Annotated in this window: 21 protein-coding genes; 7 read left to right on the top strand and 14 right to left on the bottom strand. The window is 47.8% G+C overall.

Features of this window, described 5'->3' with window-relative positions:
* Positions 1 to 148: 148 nt before the first annotated feature.
* Complete coding sequence (locus tag HPT30_RS28270; RefSeq protein WP_175374588.1) at positions 149 to 1,177, bottom strand: FUSC family protein; 1,029 nt, start codon at positions 1,175 to 1,177, stop codon at positions 149 to 151.
* A 380-nt stretch (positions 1,178 to 1,557) separates the two neighbouring features.
* Between HPT30_RS28270 and HPT30_RS28265 the strand changes: the two genes are divergently transcribed.
* Positions 1,558 to 2,046 (top strand): hypothetical protein, encoded by a 489-nt coding sequence (locus HPT30_RS28265; protein ID WP_175374587.1) that lies wholly within the window; start codon positions 1,558 to 1,560, stop codon positions 2,044 to 2,046.
* 51 nt (positions 2,047 to 2,097) lie between these two features.
* Here HPT30_RS28265 and HPT30_RS28260 read toward each other — a convergent pair whose 3' ends face one another.
* The gene (locus HPT30_RS28260) at positions 2,098 to 2,781 is read right to left on the bottom strand and encodes a phosphatase PAP2 family protein (protein WP_246317499.1); all 684 of its coding nucleotides are present in this window, start codon (positions 2,779 to 2,781) and stop codon (positions 2,098 to 2,100) included.
* A 25-nt stretch (positions 2,782 to 2,806) separates the two neighbouring features.
* On the opposite strand from HPT30_RS28260, the gene hfq reads away from it, so the two are divergent.
* Positions 2,807 to 3,079 (top strand): RNA chaperone Hfq, encoded by a 273-nt coding sequence (gene hfq, locus HPT30_RS28255; protein ID WP_312876386.1) that lies wholly within the window; start codon positions 2,807 to 2,809, stop codon positions 3,077 to 3,079.
* Between the two features lie 118 nt (positions 3,080 to 3,197).
* On the opposite strand, the gene HPT30_RS28250 is transcribed toward hfq, so the two are convergent.
* On the bottom strand, positions 3,198 to 4,319 hold the full coding sequence (locus HPT30_RS28250; RefSeq protein WP_175374586.1) for a lactonase family protein: 1,122 nt from the start codon (positions 4,317 to 4,319) through the stop codon (positions 3,198 to 3,200).
* Positions 4,320 to 4,538: 219 nt separating this feature from the next.
* On the opposite strand from HPT30_RS28250, the gene HPT30_RS28245 reads away from it, so the two are divergent.
* Together HPT30_RS28245 and HPT30_RS28240 are read left to right on the top strand one after the other, a co-directional pair.
* Complete coding sequence (locus tag HPT30_RS28245) at positions 4,539 to 4,877, top strand: LytTR family transcriptional regulator DNA-binding domain-containing protein (RefSeq protein WP_175374585.1); 339 nt, start codon at positions 4,539 to 4,541, stop codon at positions 4,875 to 4,877.
* Positions 4,878 to 5,071: 194 nt separating this feature from the next.
* On the top strand, positions 5,072 to 6,238 hold the full coding sequence (locus HPT30_RS28240; protein ID WP_175374584.1) for a peptidyl-prolyl cis-trans isomerase: 1,167 nt from the start codon (positions 5,072 to 5,074) through the stop codon (positions 6,236 to 6,238).
* Positions 6,239 to 6,346: 108 nt separating this feature from the next.
* Here the strand turns inward: HPT30_RS28240 and HPT30_RS28235 are convergent, their stop codons facing one another.
* From HPT30_RS28235 to HPT30_RS28195, 9 genes are all read right to left on the bottom strand, one after another.
* Complete coding sequence (locus tag HPT30_RS28235) at positions 6,347 to 6,946, bottom strand: nitroreductase family protein (RefSeq protein ID WP_175374583.1); 600 nt, start codon at positions 6,944 to 6,946, stop codon at positions 6,347 to 6,349.
* A 275-nt stretch (positions 6,947 to 7,221) separates the two neighbouring features.
* Positions 7,222 to 8,742 carry a copper amine oxidase N-terminal domain-containing protein gene (locus tag HPT30_RS28230; RefSeq protein WP_175374582.1) on the bottom strand — a complete coding sequence of 507 codons (1,521 nt, stop codon included), beginning with the start codon at positions 8,740 to 8,742 and terminating at the stop codon, positions 7,222 to 7,224.
* Between the two features lie 91 nt (positions 8,743 to 8,833).
* A complete protein-coding gene (locus HPT30_RS28225) occupies positions 8,834 to 9,502 on the bottom strand; it encodes a TraX family protein (protein ID WP_175374581.1) in 669 nt (222 codons plus the stop codon).
* Positions 9,503 to 9,840: 338 nt separating this feature from the next.
* Positions 9,841 to 10,830 carry an aldose 1-epimerase gene (locus HPT30_RS28220; RefSeq protein WP_175374580.1) on the bottom strand — a complete coding sequence of 330 codons (990 nt, stop codon included), beginning with the start codon at positions 10,828 to 10,830 and terminating at the stop codon, positions 9,841 to 9,843.
* Positions 10,831 to 10,916: 86 nt separating this feature from the next.
* Positions 10,917 to 11,633, bottom strand: coding sequence for an MgtC/SapB family protein (locus HPT30_RS28215; protein WP_175374579.1), 717 nt, complete (start codon positions 11,631 to 11,633; stop codon positions 10,917 to 10,919).
* Between the two features lie 193 nt (positions 11,634 to 11,826).
* The gene (locus tag HPT30_RS28210; protein ID WP_175374578.1) at positions 11,827 to 12,618 is read right to left on the bottom strand and encodes an SDR family oxidoreductase; all 792 of its coding nucleotides are present in this window, start codon (positions 12,616 to 12,618) and stop codon (positions 11,827 to 11,829) included.
* Between the two features lie 194 nt (positions 12,619 to 12,812).
* Positions 12,813 to 13,607, bottom strand: a complete 795-nt coding sequence (locus tag HPT30_RS28205; protein ID WP_175374577.1) for an ABC transporter ATP-binding protein — start codon at positions 13,605 to 13,607, stop codon at positions 12,813 to 12,815.
* Positions 13,600 to 14,520, bottom strand: coding sequence for an ABC transporter permease (locus HPT30_RS28200; RefSeq protein ID WP_175374576.1), 921 nt, complete (start codon positions 14,518 to 14,520; stop codon positions 13,600 to 13,602). Before HPT30_RS28200 ends, HPT30_RS28205 begins: the two co-directional genes overlap by 8 nt.
* Before the next feature lie 59 nt (positions 14,521 to 14,579).
* On the bottom strand, positions 14,580 to 15,656 hold the full coding sequence (locus HPT30_RS28195; protein WP_175374575.1) for an ABC transporter substrate-binding protein: 1,077 nt from the start codon (positions 15,654 to 15,656) through the stop codon (positions 14,580 to 14,582).
* Positions 15,657 to 15,992: 336 nt separating this feature from the next.
* On the opposite strand from HPT30_RS28195, the gene HPT30_RS28190 reads away from it, so the two are divergent.
* Complete coding sequence (locus HPT30_RS28190) at positions 15,993 to 16,916, top strand: C40 family peptidase (protein ID WP_246317498.1); 924 nt, start codon at positions 15,993 to 15,995, stop codon at positions 16,914 to 16,916.
* A gap of 166 nt (positions 16,917 to 17,082) precedes the next feature.
* On the opposite strand, the gene HPT30_RS28185 is transcribed toward HPT30_RS28190, so the two are convergent.
* On the bottom strand, positions 17,083 to 17,496 hold the full coding sequence (locus HPT30_RS28185; RefSeq protein WP_246317497.1) for a DUF2500 domain-containing protein: 414 nt from the start codon (positions 17,494 to 17,496) through the stop codon (positions 17,083 to 17,085).
* A 182-nt stretch (positions 17,497 to 17,678) separates the two neighbouring features.
* Here HPT30_RS28185 and HPT30_RS28180 point away from each other — a divergent pair, with 182 nt between their 5' ends.
* Positions 17,679 to 18,044, top strand: coding sequence for a hypothetical protein (locus HPT30_RS28180; protein WP_175374573.1), 366 nt, complete (start codon positions 17,679 to 17,681; stop codon positions 18,042 to 18,044).
* A 56-nt stretch (positions 18,045 to 18,100) separates the two neighbouring features.
* Positions 18,101 to 18,979, top strand: coding sequence for a YitT family protein (locus HPT30_RS28175; RefSeq protein WP_175374572.1), 879 nt, complete (start codon positions 18,101 to 18,103; stop codon positions 18,977 to 18,979).
* 120 nt (positions 18,980 to 19,099) lie between these two features.
* Here the strand turns inward: HPT30_RS28175 and HPT30_RS28170 are convergent, their stop codons facing one another.
* Positions 19,100 to 19,387, bottom strand: a complete 288-nt coding sequence (locus HPT30_RS28170) for a stage VI sporulation protein F (RefSeq protein WP_175374571.1) — start codon at positions 19,385 to 19,387, stop codon at positions 19,100 to 19,102.
* Positions 19,388 to 19,389: the final 2 nt, after the last annotated feature.

Below are 19,389 nucleotides of genomic sequence, written 5' to 3'. Positions count from 1 at the left end.
ATGAGCTTCCACCTTCTGACGCAATTCTTTTTTTCATTATTAACAAAATACCCTATAAGATGGACTTTTTTTCAAAGTGTCTATCTTATAGGGTACATTTTACTGAGTCAGACGGGTCTTTTAAATCAAATCAATTTTTCTTAAAAAGCTATTCCTTCTCCTCCGACATTCGGTGGATCTGATCCGCCACTTTATCGAGACGCTCCAGCTGATATCCGTAATCGTAAATGGCTCCGGCCACCACAGAAAGACGCAATTGCCCGAATTTCTCACCATTGTACCCCTCGATCGCTGCCTCCAGGAACTTGTCGTTCTCTTCGGAAAGCGTCCTGCACTCGGCTGCTCCCGGCTTCAGCTTGTCTTCAAATTTGAGCAGAATATGCTCATGATATTTGATCAGCAGCTCCAGATGACGGTCGAACAACTGATCCGTCTCCTCCGTACGCTCTGCCTGAAAATAATGGCGATCCACAGCCTCCAGTACCGCATACCCCTTCAGCAGGGAAGCCAGCAGGTTCTTGTACACGACCATTTGCCTGGTCTGGCTATACTTGGCCCGTCTGAGCTGCTTCTGCTCCTCTTCGAACAGGCTGTATTTGTCCGACAGCGATTTGATCGAGCCTTCCAGTGCCTGTTTCTCATCACGGAACACGCTTTCCTTCATCTCATGCGACACACAAGTCCTAAGTAACAGGGACAGACTCGCGAAGACACTCTCAATTTGCTGGATATACTGCTTACGAGGCTTTGGCGGAAATACAGTTATATTAATTAAGAAGGCCGAGACAATCCCCGTCAGCGTAAGCAGAAAACGGGTCAGGGCGAATTCCCATTGCCCCGATGCTTCCATGACAGAAATTACAGTAACCAGCGTCAGGCCAATGGTGTCAGCCCGTTTCATTTTCATGCTTATCATAATCACCAGAATACATACCAGTCCTACGGCAATTGGTTCATTGGACAGCAGCATTCCGCCCAGTAAAGCCAGTACCGCCCCCATCGTACTCGTCTGAATCTGGTCCAGGAAATAGCGCCAAGATCGGTAAATGGAAGGCTGCATGGCGAAAATAGCAGCGATCGCCGCGCCGACTGGAGATGAAAATTGCAGCAGCACAGACAGGTACAGGGCCAGGGTAACTGCCATCCCTGTTTTAAGAATGCGGGCTCCAAAAGCCAAATCCATCCCTCCTTCATTTTGACAAACATAAGATCTGAACGGTAAAGCTCGATTGTTTACTACGTTGAATGTTAGGACTTCCGGTCGCTCTTGTTCCCAGATTTCTTCTTTATAACCGCTTTTAGCGGTTGAAATCCGGTGACAAATGCGATCGCTCCGCTCCTACAGTTCCAAACCTTCCCCATTGTTCCTTCTCACTTTTTGTTACTGTCTTTTGTTCGTCTCATATATTTCATCCTTATTATAGTACAAACATTATTACCCCTGGAGCAAGCTGACGAAATTTAGACTCTTTTAAGCCTCTATTCAGGATCATTTCAGCTTTTCGGGGATACTAGTTCAAGAGCCTGACCATTTAAAAATCTACAAGAGGTGATTCCATGAACAACTCTGTCTCAAAAATAGCGGCTTACGCCGCTGTGCTACTGTTCACCGCTGCCTCGGCGCTAACGCTCCCAAACAGCGTCCAAGCTGAGAGTGCGACACCGTCCCACGCCCCTCAAATTCAACGTGAGCCTCATCATCAGGGCAGGAACGGGAAATTCCGCACTGGCGGCGGCCACTTCATCATTAACGAAACCGCCAGGCTGCTGGAGATGGATCGGTCGGATCTTGTCCAGAACCTGAAGGGCGGCAAAACACTGTATGCTCTCGCCCAGGAAAAAAAAGGCTGGAACAAAGATCAATATGTGCAGAAGCTAAGTGAAGCAGCCGGCAAGCGGCTGGATAAAGCTGTTACGGAGGGCCGGATCACGGATGCCGAAGCCCAGAAGCTGAAAGCCGGCTTGCCCGCTATCCTCAAACAACGAATCGGCCAAGTCGGACAATTCCAGGATCGTTCGGTTAATCCTCACCGTAACAACATCTAGGAATATCTACAGGCGGGTGCCCTGTTCTCAGGGTCACCCGCCTGTTATCTGTCAAGCTGCGGTTATACGCTTTCTTCTGGAACGATAAGATTCAAACCACCCGATGGACAGCATCAGCCAAGCCCCGCTTGCTGCATAACCGCCGATAACATCACTAGGATAATGTACCCCGAGATAAATGCGGCTCCAGCCAATGCCTCCCGTCATCAATACGGCAAGAATAACCAGTATAGCCCGTTCTCGGCGTCTCGGCAAGTGCCTCCAGAGCAGATAAGCAATTACCCCATACAAAGAGAAAGCTGCCATAGAGTGTCCGCTTGGAAAGCTGTAACCTACTTCCTGGATAATTCGGTGGATGTTGGGCCGCTCTCTGTGAAACCATTGCTTCATTAACGAGTTGAGCAGTTGTGAGCCCAGGCCAACCCATATGAACAAAAGCAGCTCCATCCGGTGCTTGAGCAGAAAGTAGAGCAGAATTATAGTCAACACAGATATGCCAATGGCGAGTCTGGAAGAACCCACCAGGGATAGCATTTTCGCTAAGGCTGTTAATGTTGGTGATTCCATAGATTGCACGGCATGAATGACGGGATTGTCAAAAGAAGAGACATTCCCAAGTGTCACCCATGCGGCGATCAGCCCGAAAACTAACGCAAACCATATAAAAAGACGATACCCTCTGGGCCATTGTTGGTAATTCAGTGTGAACCCCCCTGTCTGTACATGAAGCAGCAAACCACATTTTCATGGAGGTCTTCCCGTGGTATACTTGCTAGAGAAATTGAATCTAAAGAAGATGGAGTGCTGCCAAGTGGAAAGTCTAAAACTGCAGGAACGTTTGTTGAACCAGGTGATCTCAACAAAAGTGCCGGTAACGATTTTTACAACTAACGGGGTCAAAATGCAGGGTCTTGTTACCGCATATGACGCTTACACCATTTCCTTGCAAGGCCAGGGTGATGGCAGGCAGAATATCCTCTTCAAATCGGCGATCTCCACCATTGTTCCGCTCAAGCCTGTCTCTCTTAAATAAGATCTCCATTAAAAGTAGTCTCCATCCAATGCTTTACCCTATTCAATTCAAAGGGAACACCGGAATTATCCGGTGTTCCCTTTGTTTTTCCCTGCTGTGTAAAGGGTTCAATCCAGCATTACAGCGCAGCAGTCACAGATGGAAGAAAGGCGGGCTTCACACAAACCGGCTTGGACAACTCCGCTGTGTTCCCTGTGAAGGTCAGCTTGCCGCTGCTACTATCCACAGAGAAAACGACAAGATTGCCCGCATCCCGGTTAGCAGCTATTAAATAAGCGCCGTCAGGAGTTAATGTGAAATGGCGAGGATGGCCACCGTGCGTAGATACATGCTCTACCAGTGTCAGACCTGCTGTTGCAGCATCAACCGCAAATACCACAAGGCTGTCATGTCCACGGTTGGAACCGTACAAATAACGGCCATCCGGCGTCAAGGCGATTTCGGCACAAGTATTCTCTTCCGTGAAATCTGCTGGCAGCGTAGGAACTGTAACAACCGCCGTCAGTGTGCCTGTCTCACTGTCATATGTAAATGAGGTGATAGTAGAATCCACTTCGTTAATCACATAAGCGGATTTACCGTCCGGATGGAAGGCCAGGTGACGTGGACCGGATCCAGGATGCAGCACGGTATCGCCTTGCGCTTCCAGAGTCTTCTTATCACGGTTGATGACATAAGTGCGGATAAGATCAAGTCCGAGATCTGATACGAACAGGAAACGACCGTCAGGGCTGAAAATAGCCGAATGCGGATGTGGGCGATCCTGACGCTCCGGGTGAGCACCATGCCCGCTATGTACAGCTGTGTCCGTTAAGGCAACTGGCAGACCTTGTTCATCCAGCGAGATCAATCCAACAGTCCCTCCATGATAGCTGCATACCACTAAGAATTCATTCTGCGGCTCACGGTTAATATGGCAAGTAGTCGCTTGCTTCCCACCTGCTGGAGGCATAGTGGGGATAACGCCCAGACGATTCAGCGCACCGGTCTGCGGATCTATCGCAAAAGTAACGATCTCTCCTTCTTTACTGCCTTTTCCGTCTGGCTGCTCACCGATAGCATAGAGCCGTGATCTTACCGGGTCTACATTGACAAACGTCGGGTTGGTAATCCCTTGAGCCTTATCCAGCAGCTTAAGCGTCCCTCCAGCCTCACCGTCAAACTCAAACACCTGAACACCGTTTTCCTCTGCGCTGGCATAGGCACCTGTATACAATAAAAGTCTCTTATGTTCACTCATTTCATGTTCCTCCTCCATAGTTGTTCTCTTTAAGGCTTTCTGTCTGCGGATGGACAAGTAGCTATCCTTATTAATTTACAGTTTTTCAGCGTCCATGACAAATACAACGTTAAAAATGTCGTAAATTATTTTAAAAATAAGGCTTTTCAGGGGTTGATTGTTATGATATAATGAAAGCGCTAACATCTATTTTTTAATCCTTATAAAGGGGGAACATGAATGAGTAGCATCCTGCTGGAAGCCAGAAACGTATATGAGGACTTCGAGGTGGAGACGGACATTCTGTTCTTTAAGGTCGGAGACCATGATTTGGTCATCTTTCACGGCAGAAACTATAACATTAAAAAAAGAATGACTGCCGAGCAATTAAAACGCTTGTTGTCCAATCCGAATTATTATCAGGTCTATGGAGGCTGTTACGTCAATCTCAACAAGATTAGCTCCATCACAGACGATTGCATCTACTTCGGAGAAATGGGTGCATACGCCAAAAATGTCCGTGTGCCTAGACGCAAACAGGAAAGCATCCGCCATTTGCTCATCAAACGGCGCGCTTAGGAAGACATTGATCTGTCTATTCCAAAAAGCCGGAGCTCATGATTACATGAGTCTTCCGGCTTTTTTCCATATCTTAATGAAAACTTAAAAAGAAATTGTGCATTTTTATACTTTCTTAAGGTTTGGGAGCACGATTTCTGGTAAAGTTGTAGAAAGACAGGCAACACCTATATTGAAGGGAGTCATTAATTCTAATGGACAAAAAAGATTTGAATGAAAATGAACACCTGGACAACAACGGTAAGACGGAAGAACCGGATTCTCCCGAAGCTGTAAACGAGACAGTTATCGAGGGCAGCCTCCCTTCTGAGACCGTTCAAGAGGACAAGCTTGCTGAACCGGTCGGACTGGAAAATGAAGAAAGCGTTCCCGTCATGAACAAAGTCGGCGAAAACGTTCCGCCAGCTCCTGCAGCCCCTAAAAACGGAAAAGGCTGGATGATCGCCTCTATCGTATTGGCTGCCGCGCTCATTATTGTTCTGATCAAGCCCCCCTTCCAAAAGGGAGACGACAATACAGCTGTAGCAACGGTTAACGGTGAAGATATTACAAAATCCCAGCTTTACGATAAGATGGTGGAAGCCGGTGGCCCATCTACTCTGCAATCTCTGATCACCACTACACTGGTGTCACAAGAAGCTAAGAAAGCCAACATCACTGTAACCGATGCTGATATTGCTGAAGAGCTTACAGATCTGAAGGCCCAATTCGGAGGCGAAGAGGCATTTAACAGCGCTTTGGCCCAAAGTGGAATGACCCTGGATGATCTCAAGAAGCAAATGCCACTTCAGGTGGAGCTGCGTAAAATCCTTGAGCCACAAGTGAAGATTACCGATGATGAAATTAAGAAATATTTTGATGACAATAAAGCGCACTTCGATACCGAAGAAGAAGTACGTGCCTCCCATATTCTGGTGAAAACTAAAGAAGAAGCGGATGCCGTTCTCAAAGAATTGAAAGATGGTAAAGATTTTGCTACGGTTGCCAAGGAAAAGTCTACGGACACAGGTTCCAAGGATAACGGCGGAGACCTGAACTTCTTCAAACGCGGCGATATGGTGCCTGAGTTCGCCGATGCAGCATTTAAGCTGAAGGTTGGGGAAACAAGCGGTGCAGTGAAATCCCAATACGGATATCACATCATCAAGGTAACCGACCGCAAGGAAGCCAAGCATTATACCCTGGATGAGAAGAAGGATGAGATTCGCAAAATTCTCGTTTCTCAGAAGATCTCTGAACTGTCCTCAACTTGGCTGCAAGAACAAACTGAGAAAGCTAAAATCACCAACACTTTGACCGATGCCAAGAAAGCAGCTACGCCTTCTGAAGCACCGGCAGCAACAGAAGCACCAAAAAAATAAGTAGCACTATCTGTGCGGGCATTACTTGTTTACAGCATAGCCGCAATTATAAGAAGCCTCCAGGCCCTAGTATTAGGGAATGGAGGCTTTCTTGTTATTGAGTCATTCTTATTTAACGAATTTCACGCGCTCTTCAATCGGTTGGAATTCTTTCGGTCCAGGTGCAGCTACTGTCTTGCCAAACGGCAATTGAGCAATCAGCTTCCATTCTTGCGGGATGCCCCATTCTTTCTTGACTTCATCATCGATCAGCGGGTTGTAGTGCTGCAAGGATGCACCCAAGCCTTCTTCAGCAAATGCAGTCCATACTACGAATTGCAGAATACCGGAAGATTGGTTAGACCAGAGCGGGAAGTTGTCAGCATAGGTTGCAAATTTTTCTTGAAGTTGTTTAATAACATTTTGGTCTTCAAAGAACAAGACGGAACCGTAACCGGCTTTGAAAGCACCCAGTCTTTGTGCAGTGGCTTCGAACTGATCCGCTGGAACGATTTTACGAAGGGCGTCTTCCGCAATATTCCAAAGTTTATCGTGATTTTCACCGAGCAGAACTACAGCTCTGGCACTTTGGGAGTTGAAAGAAGATGGGCTATGTAATACAGCCTCTTCAACAATTTCCTTGATTCTTTCGTCGGAAATCGTGGATTCTTTGCTGATGGCATATACAGAACGTCTACCTTTAACGGCTTCAAAAAAATTTTTGGACATAAAATAACTACCTCCATTAATTTTAGTTGCTTACTTTTTTACATCTTAGCACTTTTTTTCGAGATTTGCAACAGTAATACTCTACTTTTTTTGTCGGATATGAATGTTTATCATTGCTTATTTTCGCTGTCCTCGTGCCTTATTATTCACCATTTGGAAGATAGCTTATAAACCTCATGGACAAGACCCATCCCGACACATAAAAAGCCGCCCTCCACGCAAGTTCTTTGCGCAGAGAAAGCGGCCTTACTCTTACCTATAATTCATTATGTGTACTAATTACGATTAATGTAAATCCAGCCCTCTTCGTCTCTGGTCACCTTGCCATGCAGGGCTTCCGCCAGAACACGGAGTGGCACATTGGCATCGCCGTACTCATCAATAAATACAGCCTTCCCAAGATTAATCTTGGTTCCATTCAGCGTAGCTTGGGCAGAACCGACTTTGAAGACCAATTGGTCGCCTTCCAAATCGTCAGTGACAGTAATCGTTCTGGTTGCACCATCCCACTTAATGGTCGCATCCAAATCCTCTGCCAAGTAGCGCAGCGGTACATAAGTTGTATTATCAATCACAACCGGATAGTAATAATCATCGTCTGGAGCAATCACAAGCGACTTTTTGGTAATGCCGATTTCGTCCTTGAGCAGACGGTACACATCGGACCCTGGTTCAAAGCTTCTCAGCGTCTCTCCTGGAGTCAGGTTCACCTTATTAACATCCAGGGCACCCTCTGTGCTGAGGTGATCAGCCGTTACTTTGCCCCCAATGTTCCAGGCTTGCGACTCTGCCTTCAGAGAAATACTTTTCAGCGGAATGCCATCCACTTGCGGAAGCGCGATCTTCAGATCGATATTCTGCTTGCGGATATGCAGGCTACTGTCGACATAGAGGTCGACTTGAAGTTTTGTATCCTTACTGAGCACTGTTTTCAATTCAGGCTCGTATTCATACAGATTATCAAGCTCCTTGTCATAAACAAGCAGCAAGGAATCTACAGCTAGCTTCGCCGCGTCATGCAGAACGGTTACAACACCCTCTTTATCATCCAGCGGAAGATCGCCGAGACCAAGATTGAGGTAGTCGTCTGCATTAACACCCGAGGCCTTAACAATTGGATATAGATAGTCATAAAGACCGCTGATCAAAGTAGTGAAGCCCTCGGTATCCTTAGATATTGATTTTAGGAATGTTTTCAGAAGTGCAGGCAATTCTTGACCTGTCACCTCTGCATGCAGCTTAGTCAGATTAAGCTGCTCACCATAGACTGCCTCACTAACGCTCGAGACGTTAATTACACCCGGGTTCGGCAGATTTTTAACAACAAATTGCGTAATCAGCTTGGACAGATCTTCCGCTTTGGCTGGATCCAGACCTGCGACACCAAACTCCTTCTCGTAAGAAGCAATTGGGAAATAGAACGGCTGTTTCGCACCCTCTACATTAAGTACGATCGCTTCCTTATCCATAAAGAATGCGAACGGCAAGTTCAACTTCTTGTAGCCCACAGTTCCTTTTGCGGAAATATCACCATTATCCTGCAGCTTCAAGTTGCTTACATTCAAAGATAAAGAATTAATAAGATCTACAATCTGTTGATCCTCTTCACTAAGTTTGTCACTAGACGGCACAGCAGCCAAGGATAACTTCGTGCTGTATTCGGACGACTTTACATCCAAATCTCCAAGCAGCGCCTTGTTAACATCGAATCCACCAACTGATTGACAACCTGCCAGAACCAGCACAAGCGCAATGAAAGGCATAAACCATAGGGCTCTCGATTTGATTTTTCTCATAGCATGTCTCCTCTTCCGAATTTTGTGAAATCAATTCATTATCTCAACCAAGCCAAGATTTGTAAACGCTATTCTTGTCGATGATGTTCCACTACAGCTTAAGCAGTTGCATCCAGTCTATAGACATCCACTGACCATTCACTAGCCCTCTTACTACGGCCAACACTGTGAGATGAACCGGATAGAAAGACCACCATACCCAACGCGGCACACGACGACGCTGCAGGGTTGTCCATATGGCCGGTGCGTATACAATAGCCAGGGTCGGAATAAGACTCGCCATTTGTATCAGCCAGCCGTAGTAGAATAGATAGAATATGTTGAGCGCCAGATGTGCCAGCACCAGCCCATGCGATCTCGTATAGCGAAAAATGAGAACCAGCAGCAGACCGTAAGCGTTATAATCCAGCGGGTAATATTCCATCAACAGCACAGCAGCGGCAACGACCGGTACACCCAACCAGGGACTGGGCAGTTTGTCTAGTACGATCAGCACAAGCACCGAAAGCAATAGTGTAAATACGACATTCCATCCACCCGGATTCAAGGCCAGATTGTATGGTATCTGGGCAAGCAGGGCGATGAAGAGCAGCCGCAGTACATATTTGGATCGGGATGAGGTATGGATGTGCCCCTGTACAAGTGCATAGCAATAGATTGGAAAAGCAATTCTCCCTATATATCTCCAGGTCATTTCGCCCGGAAAAAAGATGGCGCCGATATGATCGATCAGCATGGTCACCATTGCAAGAATCTGCATTCCACTCCTCCTTTAGACTCGGGAAGGGACAGATTGATTTTCAACCTATTATCCAATGGTTTATCATCAACCGCAAGCCTGTCCCTTCTACTAATATGTAAAATTCGTACTAACTGGATATTGCGTAAAGACGCAAATTCCACATGTACAATAACAGTTTAAAGCAGTGAAATATAAATGCGTTGAAGAACCTTGTATACGTGGGATATACAAATATAAGAAACCGCTCTCTTCATGGTACAGGGTCTCTGTTCCCATTTTCAAAAGAGCGGTTTCCAGTTACTCATAGGACTTTAAGACCTATCTACCAAATACTAATTTTGAAGAAACACCCTACCTTATTTTACATATAAACGGCTGGTCTCTTCCCAATATTCGCCCGCCTTTAAACTGAACAAACCAATCTCTTCTGCCGGAAGATTTACATTTGGAGCATTTACAAGGTTAATCTGCGGTTCAGGGCAGAAGAAGCCCTCTGTCGCACCATTGTTCCAAATCATCCATTGCTTGTAGGAGGCACCTACATCATAGACTAGCGTAACGCCGGCTCGACTGTCTGTCAGTTCCATCCGATTGCGTCCGTTTTGAGCCACGGCTGTGTAATGATTATCCATTGAAGCATAGAACGGATTCACACCTTCATCGCGCAATTGAAGCTCTTCGGGCTGCAGTTCCTGGAAAGATCCGGTAGGAAGCATCCGTTCATTCAGTTCCCAACGTTGTCCAAGCGTAAGCTTCACCCGGTAGTCCTGTGACGTGCTTCCCGGAGCGAACGGGGCATTGATCGCCGTATGGAATGCCAAGAGGCAAGGCATTTCCTCTGTGCCGTCATTATGTACCAGCAGTTGTTGGGACAAACCGCCTTCTCCGAGGCTGTAGCGCAGCTTGATCGTATAGTTAAACGGTAAATATTGATAGGAGGGGTGATTCTCATCCACTTTTATTTTGACGGTAACAAAGCTTTCAGTCTTACTGCTGCCGAACTCCTCAACCTCCCAGGCTGCCGTATGAAGGAACCCGTGCAAGTGATTGCCGGTTGCCGCCTCATTCACAGGGAACTGATAGGTATGTCCCTTCCACGGAAATTTACCATCCTCGTAGCGGTTCGGTGGAAATAGTACCGGAATGCCATGAATGCCAGGACTGGCTTTAAAGTCTTCCATTTCTTCCGCTCCTGGCTCGTGCAGGAAACGGTAACCGTTTTCGGTATCACGGAAGCAAATCAAGTTGCCGCCGATCCCCGGTAGTAGCGCCGCTTCATAACGCCCGGCTTTGAGCCAAATGGCGGCTTCTCCTTCATATTGCCCTTCAAATGCTGTAATCGACATGATTGTGTACAGTCTCCCTTCAGTACCTTCAGAAATACTCTCCACTTGTTAGATTACCACATCTTCGCAAGCGTTAACATGACCTTTTATAACTGCTCTACTTCCACACTCATAACATGCTCAATCTTCTTGATATCATAATAGATTTCCGTGGCATAATCCCGGTCTGGCGTAGACAGGACCATATCAATCAATTGCCTGCCGTCATCCAAATCCTTAATTTTTATGCGGCGAATGGTTCTGACATAGCCTTTCGGCCGCTTCTGCGAGATGGCTTCAGGCTTCTCAATTTTAAGGATGACGTCTGTCAATACGTAATTGGGTTCCATAATGATTTTGACGGAAACCTCATGCTTGTTAAGCACCTGCGGCCCGATCGCTTTAATCAGGTGCGGAACAGCGTTCACAGCAAACATCAGCAGTGCAACTGCATAAGCCGCCTCCTCATAGAAGCCGGCGCCTACCGCGATCCCGATGCCAGAAGCCGTCCAGATTAGCGCCGCAGAGGTCAGACCGGAGATCGCATCGCCTCCTCTGCGCAGAATCACACCTGCACCCAGAAAACCGATCCCGCTCACAATTTGCGCAGCTAGTCGCATCGGGTCCATGTTGGGATGATCCGGTCCAGCAAACTTGTCGAACGCATGAATGGATACGAGCGTAACCAGACAGCTCGCAATACTGATGACCATACTGGTCCGAATCCCCAGCGGTTTCTGCTTAATCTGCCTGTCGATACCGATGAACAGCCCGAACAGCATGGCCACACAAAGTTTGATAATCGATTCAAAATGTAATTCCATCCTGTATTCTCCTCTCCTCACAGATAATCCATTATAACTGAAACCCCTGCCCCTTTCTATAAGCAAAAACGGAATTTCAACCCCTGACAGGCACGGCCGGATACACCGTAAATCTGCGCGGGGCGGAAACCCGTTTTAGGTAGGAAAGGACATTCGGTTCATCATATGCAAGGTCGGCTCAAATTAGTCGGAACTAGCCATGCAGCAGTGACTCTGCCCCGTCACAATAGATTTCTGTACCCGTGATATGATCTGAGTTGTCAGAGGCCAGAAACAGTGCAAGCTTGGCGACTTGCTCTGAACTTCCTGGACCCTCTTCCAGCGGCTGATCCCCTTCGGGGAACTCCACAGGAATTTGTACCTCACTTAAATCATCTGAAGGAAAGGTATTCTTATCAATGTTGGTTTTGATAGCTCCAGGGCAGATTGCGTTAACGCGAATCTTGAATTGGGCCAGCTCCAGCGCTGCCATCTTCATAAAGGCCACCTGACCAGCTTTCGTCGTGCTATACGCGGAAAATCCAATATTGGAGAAGACCCTGTTTCCGTTGATCGAACTGGTAATGACGATGCTGCCACCCTTTTCTTTCAAATAAGGAATTGAATATTTCACGGTAGCGAACGTTCCGCGAAGGTTAATTTGAATGGTCTGATCCCAGCTCTCGATATCCATCGTCTCAATCGGGGCCAGAGCGCCATTGATACCAGCGTTGGCGAAGACAATATCCAGTTGTCCCCAAGCCTCAGCCGCTTGTCTAACTGCTGATTCCACCTGCCCGGGATCGGCAATGTCGCATCCGATGACCAGAACCTGGCCACCCTCCTGCTCCACCTGTCGTTTCACCTTTTCCGCCTTATCCACTGTCCGGTCCAATAAAGCCACCTTTGCTCCTTGTCTGGCGAATTCAAGCACTGCCGCTCGGCCTATACCCGATCCTCCACCTGTCACTATCGCTACTTTACCTTTCAACTGGTTCTCTGCCATGGATGTCCATCCTCCTTATCATATTGCATGCTTCAAGATCAGTTCTTTCCCTAACCTTTACCTCGCATACGAGTGCATGAATCGGCAGCGTATCTTCTGTACAACAAAAAGGCCTGAATATAAAGTCCTCAACGGACCTTATATCCCTGCCTCTTTGCCTGCTGTTAATTACTTATGATATACGGGCTTTACCATTAACCAAGCACGATCCGGTCATCTGCCAGCTTGTGCCCGCTAATAGCCTCGAATTCTCCCAGCAGGCGTTCCACAGTCAAATCCTGCTTCCGGCTGGCATCAATATCGAGAATAATCGATCCTTTATCCATCATAATCAGCCGGTTCCCCAGGCGGATCGCCTGCTCCATGTTATGGGTGACCATCAAGGTGGTCAGCTTCATTTCGCGGACAATGGACTCCGTCAGCTTCGTGATCAGCTCCGCACGGGAAGGATCAAGCGCTGCCGTATGCTCGTCCAGCAGCAGAATCTGCGGCTGCGTGAAGGTCGCCATCAGCAGGCTGAGCGCCTGCCGCTCCCCGCCCGACAGCAGCCCTACCTTGGCCCGTAGACGATTCTCCAGGCCAATGCCCAGACGCTCTAGCTGCTCGCGGAACATTGTCCGTCTCGCCGCATTAACCCCAAAGCTCAGGCCTCTGTTCTTGCCTCGTTTATAGGCCATCGCCAGATTCTCTTCAATCGTCATATGCGGAGCTGTACCTGCCATCGGGTCCTGGAAGACCCGACCCACCCAGCGGCTGCGCTGAAACTCAGGCAGACCACTGATTGAACTGCCCTCAATCAGCACTTCGCCAAGATCAGGCTTCATTACCCCGGAAATAATATTCATCAGCGTGGACTTACCGGCACCATTACTCCCGATGATCGTAACAAAATCACCAGGATGAAGCTCCAAATCAATACCAAGCAAAGCAATCTTCTCGTCAGATGTTCCGGGGTTGAACAGCTTCGATACATTGTCCAGTTTAAGCATCGAGTGCGCCCCCTTTCTTGCTGCGGAGCGCTTGCTCAGCCAATTCTTCTGTCCGCTTGCGTCCAACATTCTTCTGCTTTAAGTAACGCTGAATCGAAGGGAATACCAGCGCAACGATGACGATAACGGCAGTAATCAGCTTAAGATCCGAGGCATTCAGCCACGGCACTCGCAAGGCCAGTGCGACCACGATCCGGTAGACGATGGACCCCAGAATGACCGCCAGTGTTGCCCGGAATACACTCCCGGAGCCGAAGATCGCTTCGCCAATAATTACGGAGGCCAGGCCGATAACGATCATCCCAATTCCCATAGAGGAGTCAGCAAAGGTCGAGTATTGAGCGATCAGGGCACCTGAAAGTGCCACTAGACCGTTTGATAAGCTAATCCCCAGAATCGTAGTATTGTCTGTATTCACCCCAAAGCTGCGGATCATTCGCGCGTTATCTCCGGTAGCCCGCAAAGCGAGGCCGAGATCAGTACGCAGGAACAGGTCCATTAGCAGCTTTACGACAAGAACCACGAACGGCATAACCAGTAACGGATTCACGGAGCCAAATATCAGATCCGCACCCATTAACGAGACGTTGGGTTTGCCCATAATGCGCAGGTTAATTGAATATAGGGCAATCATCATCAGGATACCTGATAGGAGACCGTTAATCTTGCCCTTAGTGTGCAGCAGTCCCGTACATATGCCTGCCGCCATCCCTCCGGCCAAAGCTGCCAGCGTTGCCAACCAAGGCGAGTACCCGTGCGAGATCATAACAGCGGCTATTGCGCCACCGGTAGTATAGCTTCCGTCCACCGTAAGATCCGGAAAATCAAGAATGCGAAAAGTAATGTATACCCCTAAAGCCATAAAAGCATAAAGTAAGCCCAGTTCCGTAGCACCAAGCATCGAATTCATCATCGCTGACTTCCTCCCTAAGCGGCAAGGGCGTTCTTCAGAATCGCCCCGTGTGTCATGTCTTATTGAATAATGCTGTTAGCCGGGTCTTTGACTGCGCTCTTCATCGCGTCGGTAACCTCAATGCCCTGTGCTGCTGCCGCTTTCAGGTTCAAAATAACATCAAGCTTCTCCTGCATGCTGACCTTCATGTCTCCCGGTTTTTTGCCATCCTTCAGCACTTCAGCAGCCATCTGTCCAACCTGGTAACCATGGTCAAAGTATTTGAAACCTACTGTGGCAAAAGCGCCCTTCTCAACCGTATCACGATCACTGGAGAAGAAAGGAAGCTTATTGGCATTTGCCGTTTGAATGATCGGCTCGATCCCCGCTACCACAGTGTTGTCCAGTGTGACATACAATGCATCAACACGGCCAACGAGCGATTCAGCAGCCTGCTTCACTTCGGAAGTATTTGTAATTGCTGCTTTAACCAGTTCAATGCCGTGCTTGTCGAGCGCTTTCTTGGCTATTCCCGCCATCGTTACTGCGTTAGGCTCTCCCTCATTAATAACGAGACCCAGCTTCTTCACATTCGGAAATTGTGCCGCAATGAAATCCATTAGCTCAGTGATTGCTGCCGGATTTGTATCGGATGCCCCGGAGACATTTCCGCCCGGATGATCGAGATCCTTGACAATTTTCGCATCAAGCGGGTCCGTTACTGCCGCGAACAGAATCGGTGTGTCATTCTTGATGGACTGCACTACCGCCTGTGCAGAAGGTGTTGCAATCGCCAGTACAAGATCATTTTTATCCCCTGCGATCTTTTGGGCGATGGACAGGTTATTCGCCTGATCTGCCTGGGCATTTTCAAAATCCACCTTCAGATTCTCGCCCTCAACAATTCCTGCATCCTTGAGTGCAGCCAGAATACCTTCACGAGTAGCATCAAGTGATGGATGCTCAACATACTGCGAGATGGCAATCTTGTAGGATTTGGCATCCCCGCTACCCGTATTTTCCGTAGCTGCAGTACTTCCCGTCGAATTTCCAGCTCCCGAATTAACAGCCGCATTGTTGCTGTTGGAACCGCAGCCCGCTGCCACAAGCAGCAAAATACACATGCTCAAGCTTAGCAAAATATTCTTTTTCTTCATTAGATAACCCCTTTTCTTGTACAGTATCAGCGCGTGCATCAGAAGTAGTGGTAAAGCATTATCGCTTTTATAGATGAATGCATTAAAGCGAAAGCTTACACGAATCTCACAATGATACATGCGAATCTATTAAACTTATATTATATGGAGGTTGTATATCCGTCAATCACATATAACACGCTCATTTTTAACAATATCTTAATAAAATTGCACTCAATATGGAGAATAGCTGACACTCATTCAGCAGGATGGAATGGATTAACTGAATTGAGCTCACATAAAAAAGAGCTTCCTGTGCAAACTTAACACTAAAGCTTAAGATATGGAGCGTGTGAGATGATGAAATATTCCAAAAAAAACAGGGCTGCAGCCCTTTTATTGTGCACTGTCCTGGCTTGTACAGCCTGCAGCTATTATAAGCCCCAGGAAACCGCAAAAGTAAGATCACTGACTCCCGATGGGTCGCCTGCTACCAGCTATTATGAGAAAGCCAAGGTCACCGACGCCAACGGCAAGTTCTGGATTCCTCTCTCCCCTGCTATTGCCTCCATCGGCTACCAGATGAAGGACGAGAAGAAGCCGGACGGATATACCAGCATAGGTTACACTGATGTGATGTACAAGCTTCGTCCTGGTTCAACCGAAGTCTTGTCATTGGGTGAAAAAGTTTCCTTGAGCGATGCCCCTCAGATCCGCAATGGCCAGATCTATATTACGCCCAAGGCGCTTTCCAAGCTACTCCAGACGAAGGTGGCCTGGAACCAGTACACCGGGGAGATTAATATCGCAACCCCAACGGTAAAAGATACCGCGATTGAAGAAGGCCAGAGCCAGCTCGCCAGGCCATTAAAAATTCAAAGTCTCTCTCCTTCTCAGAGCGATGAGCTTGTGTCATATGCTAAATCCTTTCTCGGTGTCCCTTATGAATTCGGTGCTGCCCCATATGAAGAAAGCAAAAAGTTCGATTGCTCTTCCTTTACTCAGTATGTCTTCAAGAAGTTCGGGTTAAATCTGCCCCGTCTGGCCAAGGATCAGGATAATCTGGGGTCGCGTGTAAATCGGAACGAGCTGAAGAGTGGCGATCTGGTCTTCTTCACCGTTCCCGGACGGTTCGAAAATAATGCCATTCCGGGCCATGTCGGCATTTACATCGGTGACGGAAAGTTCATACACACCTGGGGCGATCCCGGTGTCCAGATCAGCGAACTGGATACAGGCTATTGGAGCAATGTACTTCTGCATATGCAGCGGGTGCTGTAGCCATTCTCCTCAGATCACAAAAAGGGAAGACCTGGGGGATCCCCCTCTGGTCTTCCCTTTTCCACTTAATAAGATGAACAGCTTCCATTCTTTACAATCACGATAATTCCAAATGCGGCTTCGCCATCCATCGTTTTCAATTTCCCCCGAACGTATCGGTCCCGCTTTATAGCCGTGAACCCGATCTGCTTCCTTGCCGTTGGAAATGCTTGAATCTTATACCCTGGTAGGTTAGCTCTCCGGTATCGCCTTCAATAATATATCCGTATGCCGAATTCGGAACCTGCAGCTCTACACGGTTACCACCCTCATCCTCGAAGGTCACATAGTAACTAGTGCTGGCGCTGTGGTCCCCTGAACCTCCCCATACCTCGCTGCGTTTAGCGACGGCTTGATAATACCCTGTGGTCAACGGGCTGGCTTTATATGCTAACCAGTTCTGTACCATTTTATAAATTATAAAAATAAAAACAAGCAAAAAGAACACGAAAAAAATCTTGAAGAATGTAGGGACATCTCCCAGAAACCCTTCAAAGAAACTTTGCTTGCGAAAAGCGCCAAAATCGTCCCATCCGTTCAAATCCATCCCTCCTGTTCATAAAATTATCATTAAAGCGTTCTTTACTACAGCTTACGCGGTTTGTGGGGCCCGGTTTCGCTTGTTCATCGTTCGATAGGCCTGTTTTTTTGCAAACGGGTTTGGAGCAACCTCAGAACGTATGTTATGCTTTTAGTAATAAATGCAGGAAAGGAGGTGTTCCCTTGGTACGATCAGCAAGCCGTTTTGCGTTAGTTTGGCTGTTGAATATTACACTCAGTGTTGTGCTTTCTCTGACCCTTCCGCCAGCTTGGTCTTTCGAGACTTTTAACAGCAGCGAACCGGAAGCAGAGAATTACGAGTCCGAACGTTATGAACGCAGAAGCATGCCTCATGCACGCCTGAAGCCCCATAACGACATGGTCACACCTGTGTTAAAAACAAAGCCATCAGGGAACACCGTCCCGGCCCCTGAATTTGTTATACTGCCTGTGCTCTGTATACTTTTCTGTCCGCTAATCTATAAATGGTTGCTGCGACAATGGCTGGACCCTTTAAAATTCACTTCAAAATTCGTAGCATCTTATTAGACTTAAATGATGCACTATTTAAAATAAAATGTTCCCTGCTGAAGGGAGGAATGCTTATGAAGACCGGCTTCGCTGGCATTCGGAGACGCCCAGGCAGCAAAGGCTTTCGCATTCTCGCTGTCATCACAGGCGCGCTTCTGGCCGCAGTTGGCCTCGAATTGTTTCTGATGCCCCACGGCCTGGTCGTTGGAGGTATCACTGGGCTGTCTGCCCTATTTGCTCATACTACAGAAATGCGGCTTGGACTGTTTTTGTTCTTGTTTAATTTGCCCTTTATCTTTATGTCCCGCAAACAACTCAATTTGCGGTTTGCTCTCTATACAGTACTGGGGCTGGCCTGCCTTACGATAGGTTCCCTGGCATTACACCAGTTCCCGGCCATCATCGGCGACCCGCTGCCCGCGGCCATCGCCGGAGGTATCTGTCTTGGCCTTGGAGTCGGCATCTCCGTTCGCTTCGGCGGAATGAATCAGGAGGCCAGCGCCAGCGATCAGGGTTACTCACTGCTGAGCGGCGGGCCGCCCCGATCTTATGAAATTGTAATCATGCTGCTGAATTGCGCCATCCTGTTTGCAGCAGGGGCACTTTTCGGCTGGGATCAAGCGATGTATTCCATCATCGCCTACCTGCTGGCCTTTGAAGGCGTGCGCCTCACTCTTCGCGGACTCTCGCCCTCCAGATCCGCCTGGATTACCAGCAGCCGCTGTGATGACATCCAGCGGGTCTTAAAGGAGCAGCTGGATCGTGAGGCGGCACTTATTGGCGAAGGTGGGCATAACGGCCAGCCAGGCACTTTGTTCTGCCTCACAGACAGGTCAGAGGAGAAAGTGTTAACCGAATGGATCCGTAAGGCCGATCCGGATTCACGGATTGTTTTCAAATCCTCCGAAAGCGCCCGGAGACGCAGATTATTTTTAAATGACAAGAAAGAATAGCTCTTGTGCTTTAGCAGTCTGATTGGATTTCAGATTTAGCAAATCAAAAAAAGCGTTCCCCGTCAGACGACAGGGGACGCTTTTTTTGCTGTGAAGAAGGCTGACCAGACTTGGGGTTCCTTAACGGAACATTCCCCAAAGCCGGATCAGGTGAAACGTATTGTTCGGGTCTATTTTCTGCGCAATCACAAATCTCACAATCTGTTCTTCCTGCGCAGAGGTCAGTTTCTCATTGAGCACAGCAGATGAATTCCGTACCAGCTTGCGGACAGTTGCCGTTTCCTGCAGCTCTTTCTTTGAAACTCCTTCAATCATAGTTTTGATGCGTTCCTTGACCGCCTTATTCTTCATCTTGACCTTGATGCGATCAACGAGTTGGGGACTGATTCCATATTGTTGGTAACCCAAGT

The organism is Paenibacillus agri (assembly GCF_013359945.1).
Lineage (GTDB): Bacteria > Bacillota > Bacilli > Paenibacillales > Paenibacillaceae > Paenibacillus_AQ > Paenibacillus_AQ agri.
This window is presented reverse-complemented; position numbering and strand designations above follow the sequence as displayed.

Bases quoted from the DNA above. Each gene is read 5' to 3' on its own strand.
- HPT30_RS28265 (WP_175374587.1), top strand. From the start codon at position 1,558: ATGAACAACTCTGTCTCAAAAATAGCGGCTTACGCCGCTGTGCTACTG.
- HPT30_RS28250 (WP_175374586.1), bottom strand. From the start codon at position 4,319: ATGAGTGAACATAAGAGACTTTTATTGTATACAGGTGCCTATGCCAGC.
- HPT30_RS28245 (WP_175374585.1), top strand. From the start codon at position 4,539: ATGAGTAGCATCCTGCTGGAAGCCAGAAACGTATATGAGGACTTCGAG.
- HPT30_RS28240 (WP_175374584.1), top strand. From the start codon at position 5,072: ATGGACAAAAAAGATTTGAATGAAAATGAACACCTGGACAACAACGGT.
- HPT30_RS28235 (WP_175374583.1), bottom strand. From the start codon at position 6,946: ATGTCCAAAAATTTTTTTGAAGCCGTTAAAGGTAGACGTTCTGTATAT.
- HPT30_RS28230 (WP_175374582.1), bottom strand. From the start codon at position 8,742: ATGAGAAAAATCAAATCGAGAGCCCTATGGTTTATGCCTTTCATTGCG.
- HPT30_RS28225 (WP_175374581.1), bottom strand. From the start codon at position 9,502: ATGCAGATTCTTGCAATGGTGACCATGCTGATCGATCATATCGGCGCC.
- HPT30_RS28220 (WP_175374580.1), bottom strand. From the start codon at position 10,830: ATGTCGATTACAGCATTTGAAGGGCAATATGAAGGAGAAGCCGCCATT.
- HPT30_RS28215 (WP_175374579.1), bottom strand. From the start codon at position 11,633: ATGGAATTACATTTTGAATCGATTATCAAACTTTGTGTGGCCATGCTG.
- HPT30_RS28210 (WP_175374578.1), bottom strand. From the start codon at position 12,618: ATGGCAGAGAACCAGTTGAAAGGTAAAGTAGCGATAGTGACAGGTGGA.
- HPT30_RS28205 (WP_175374577.1), bottom strand. From the start codon at position 13,607: ATGCTTAAACTGGACAATGTATCGAAGCTGTTCAACCCCGGAACATCT.
- HPT30_RS28200 (WP_175374576.1), bottom strand. From the start codon at position 14,520: ATGATGAATTCGATGCTTGGTGCTACGGAACTGGGCTTACTTTATGCT.
- HPT30_RS28195 (WP_175374575.1), bottom strand. From the start codon at position 15,656: ATGAAGAAAAAGAATATTTTGCTAAGCTTGAGCATGTGTATTTTGCTG.
- HPT30_RS28190 (WP_246317498.1), top strand. From the start codon at position 15,993: ATGATGAAATATTCCAAAAAAAACAGGGCTGCAGCCCTTTTATTGTGC.
- HPT30_RS28175 (WP_175374572.1), top strand. From the start codon at position 18,101: ATGAAGACCGGCTTCGCTGGCATTCGGAGACGCCCAGGCAGCAAAGGC.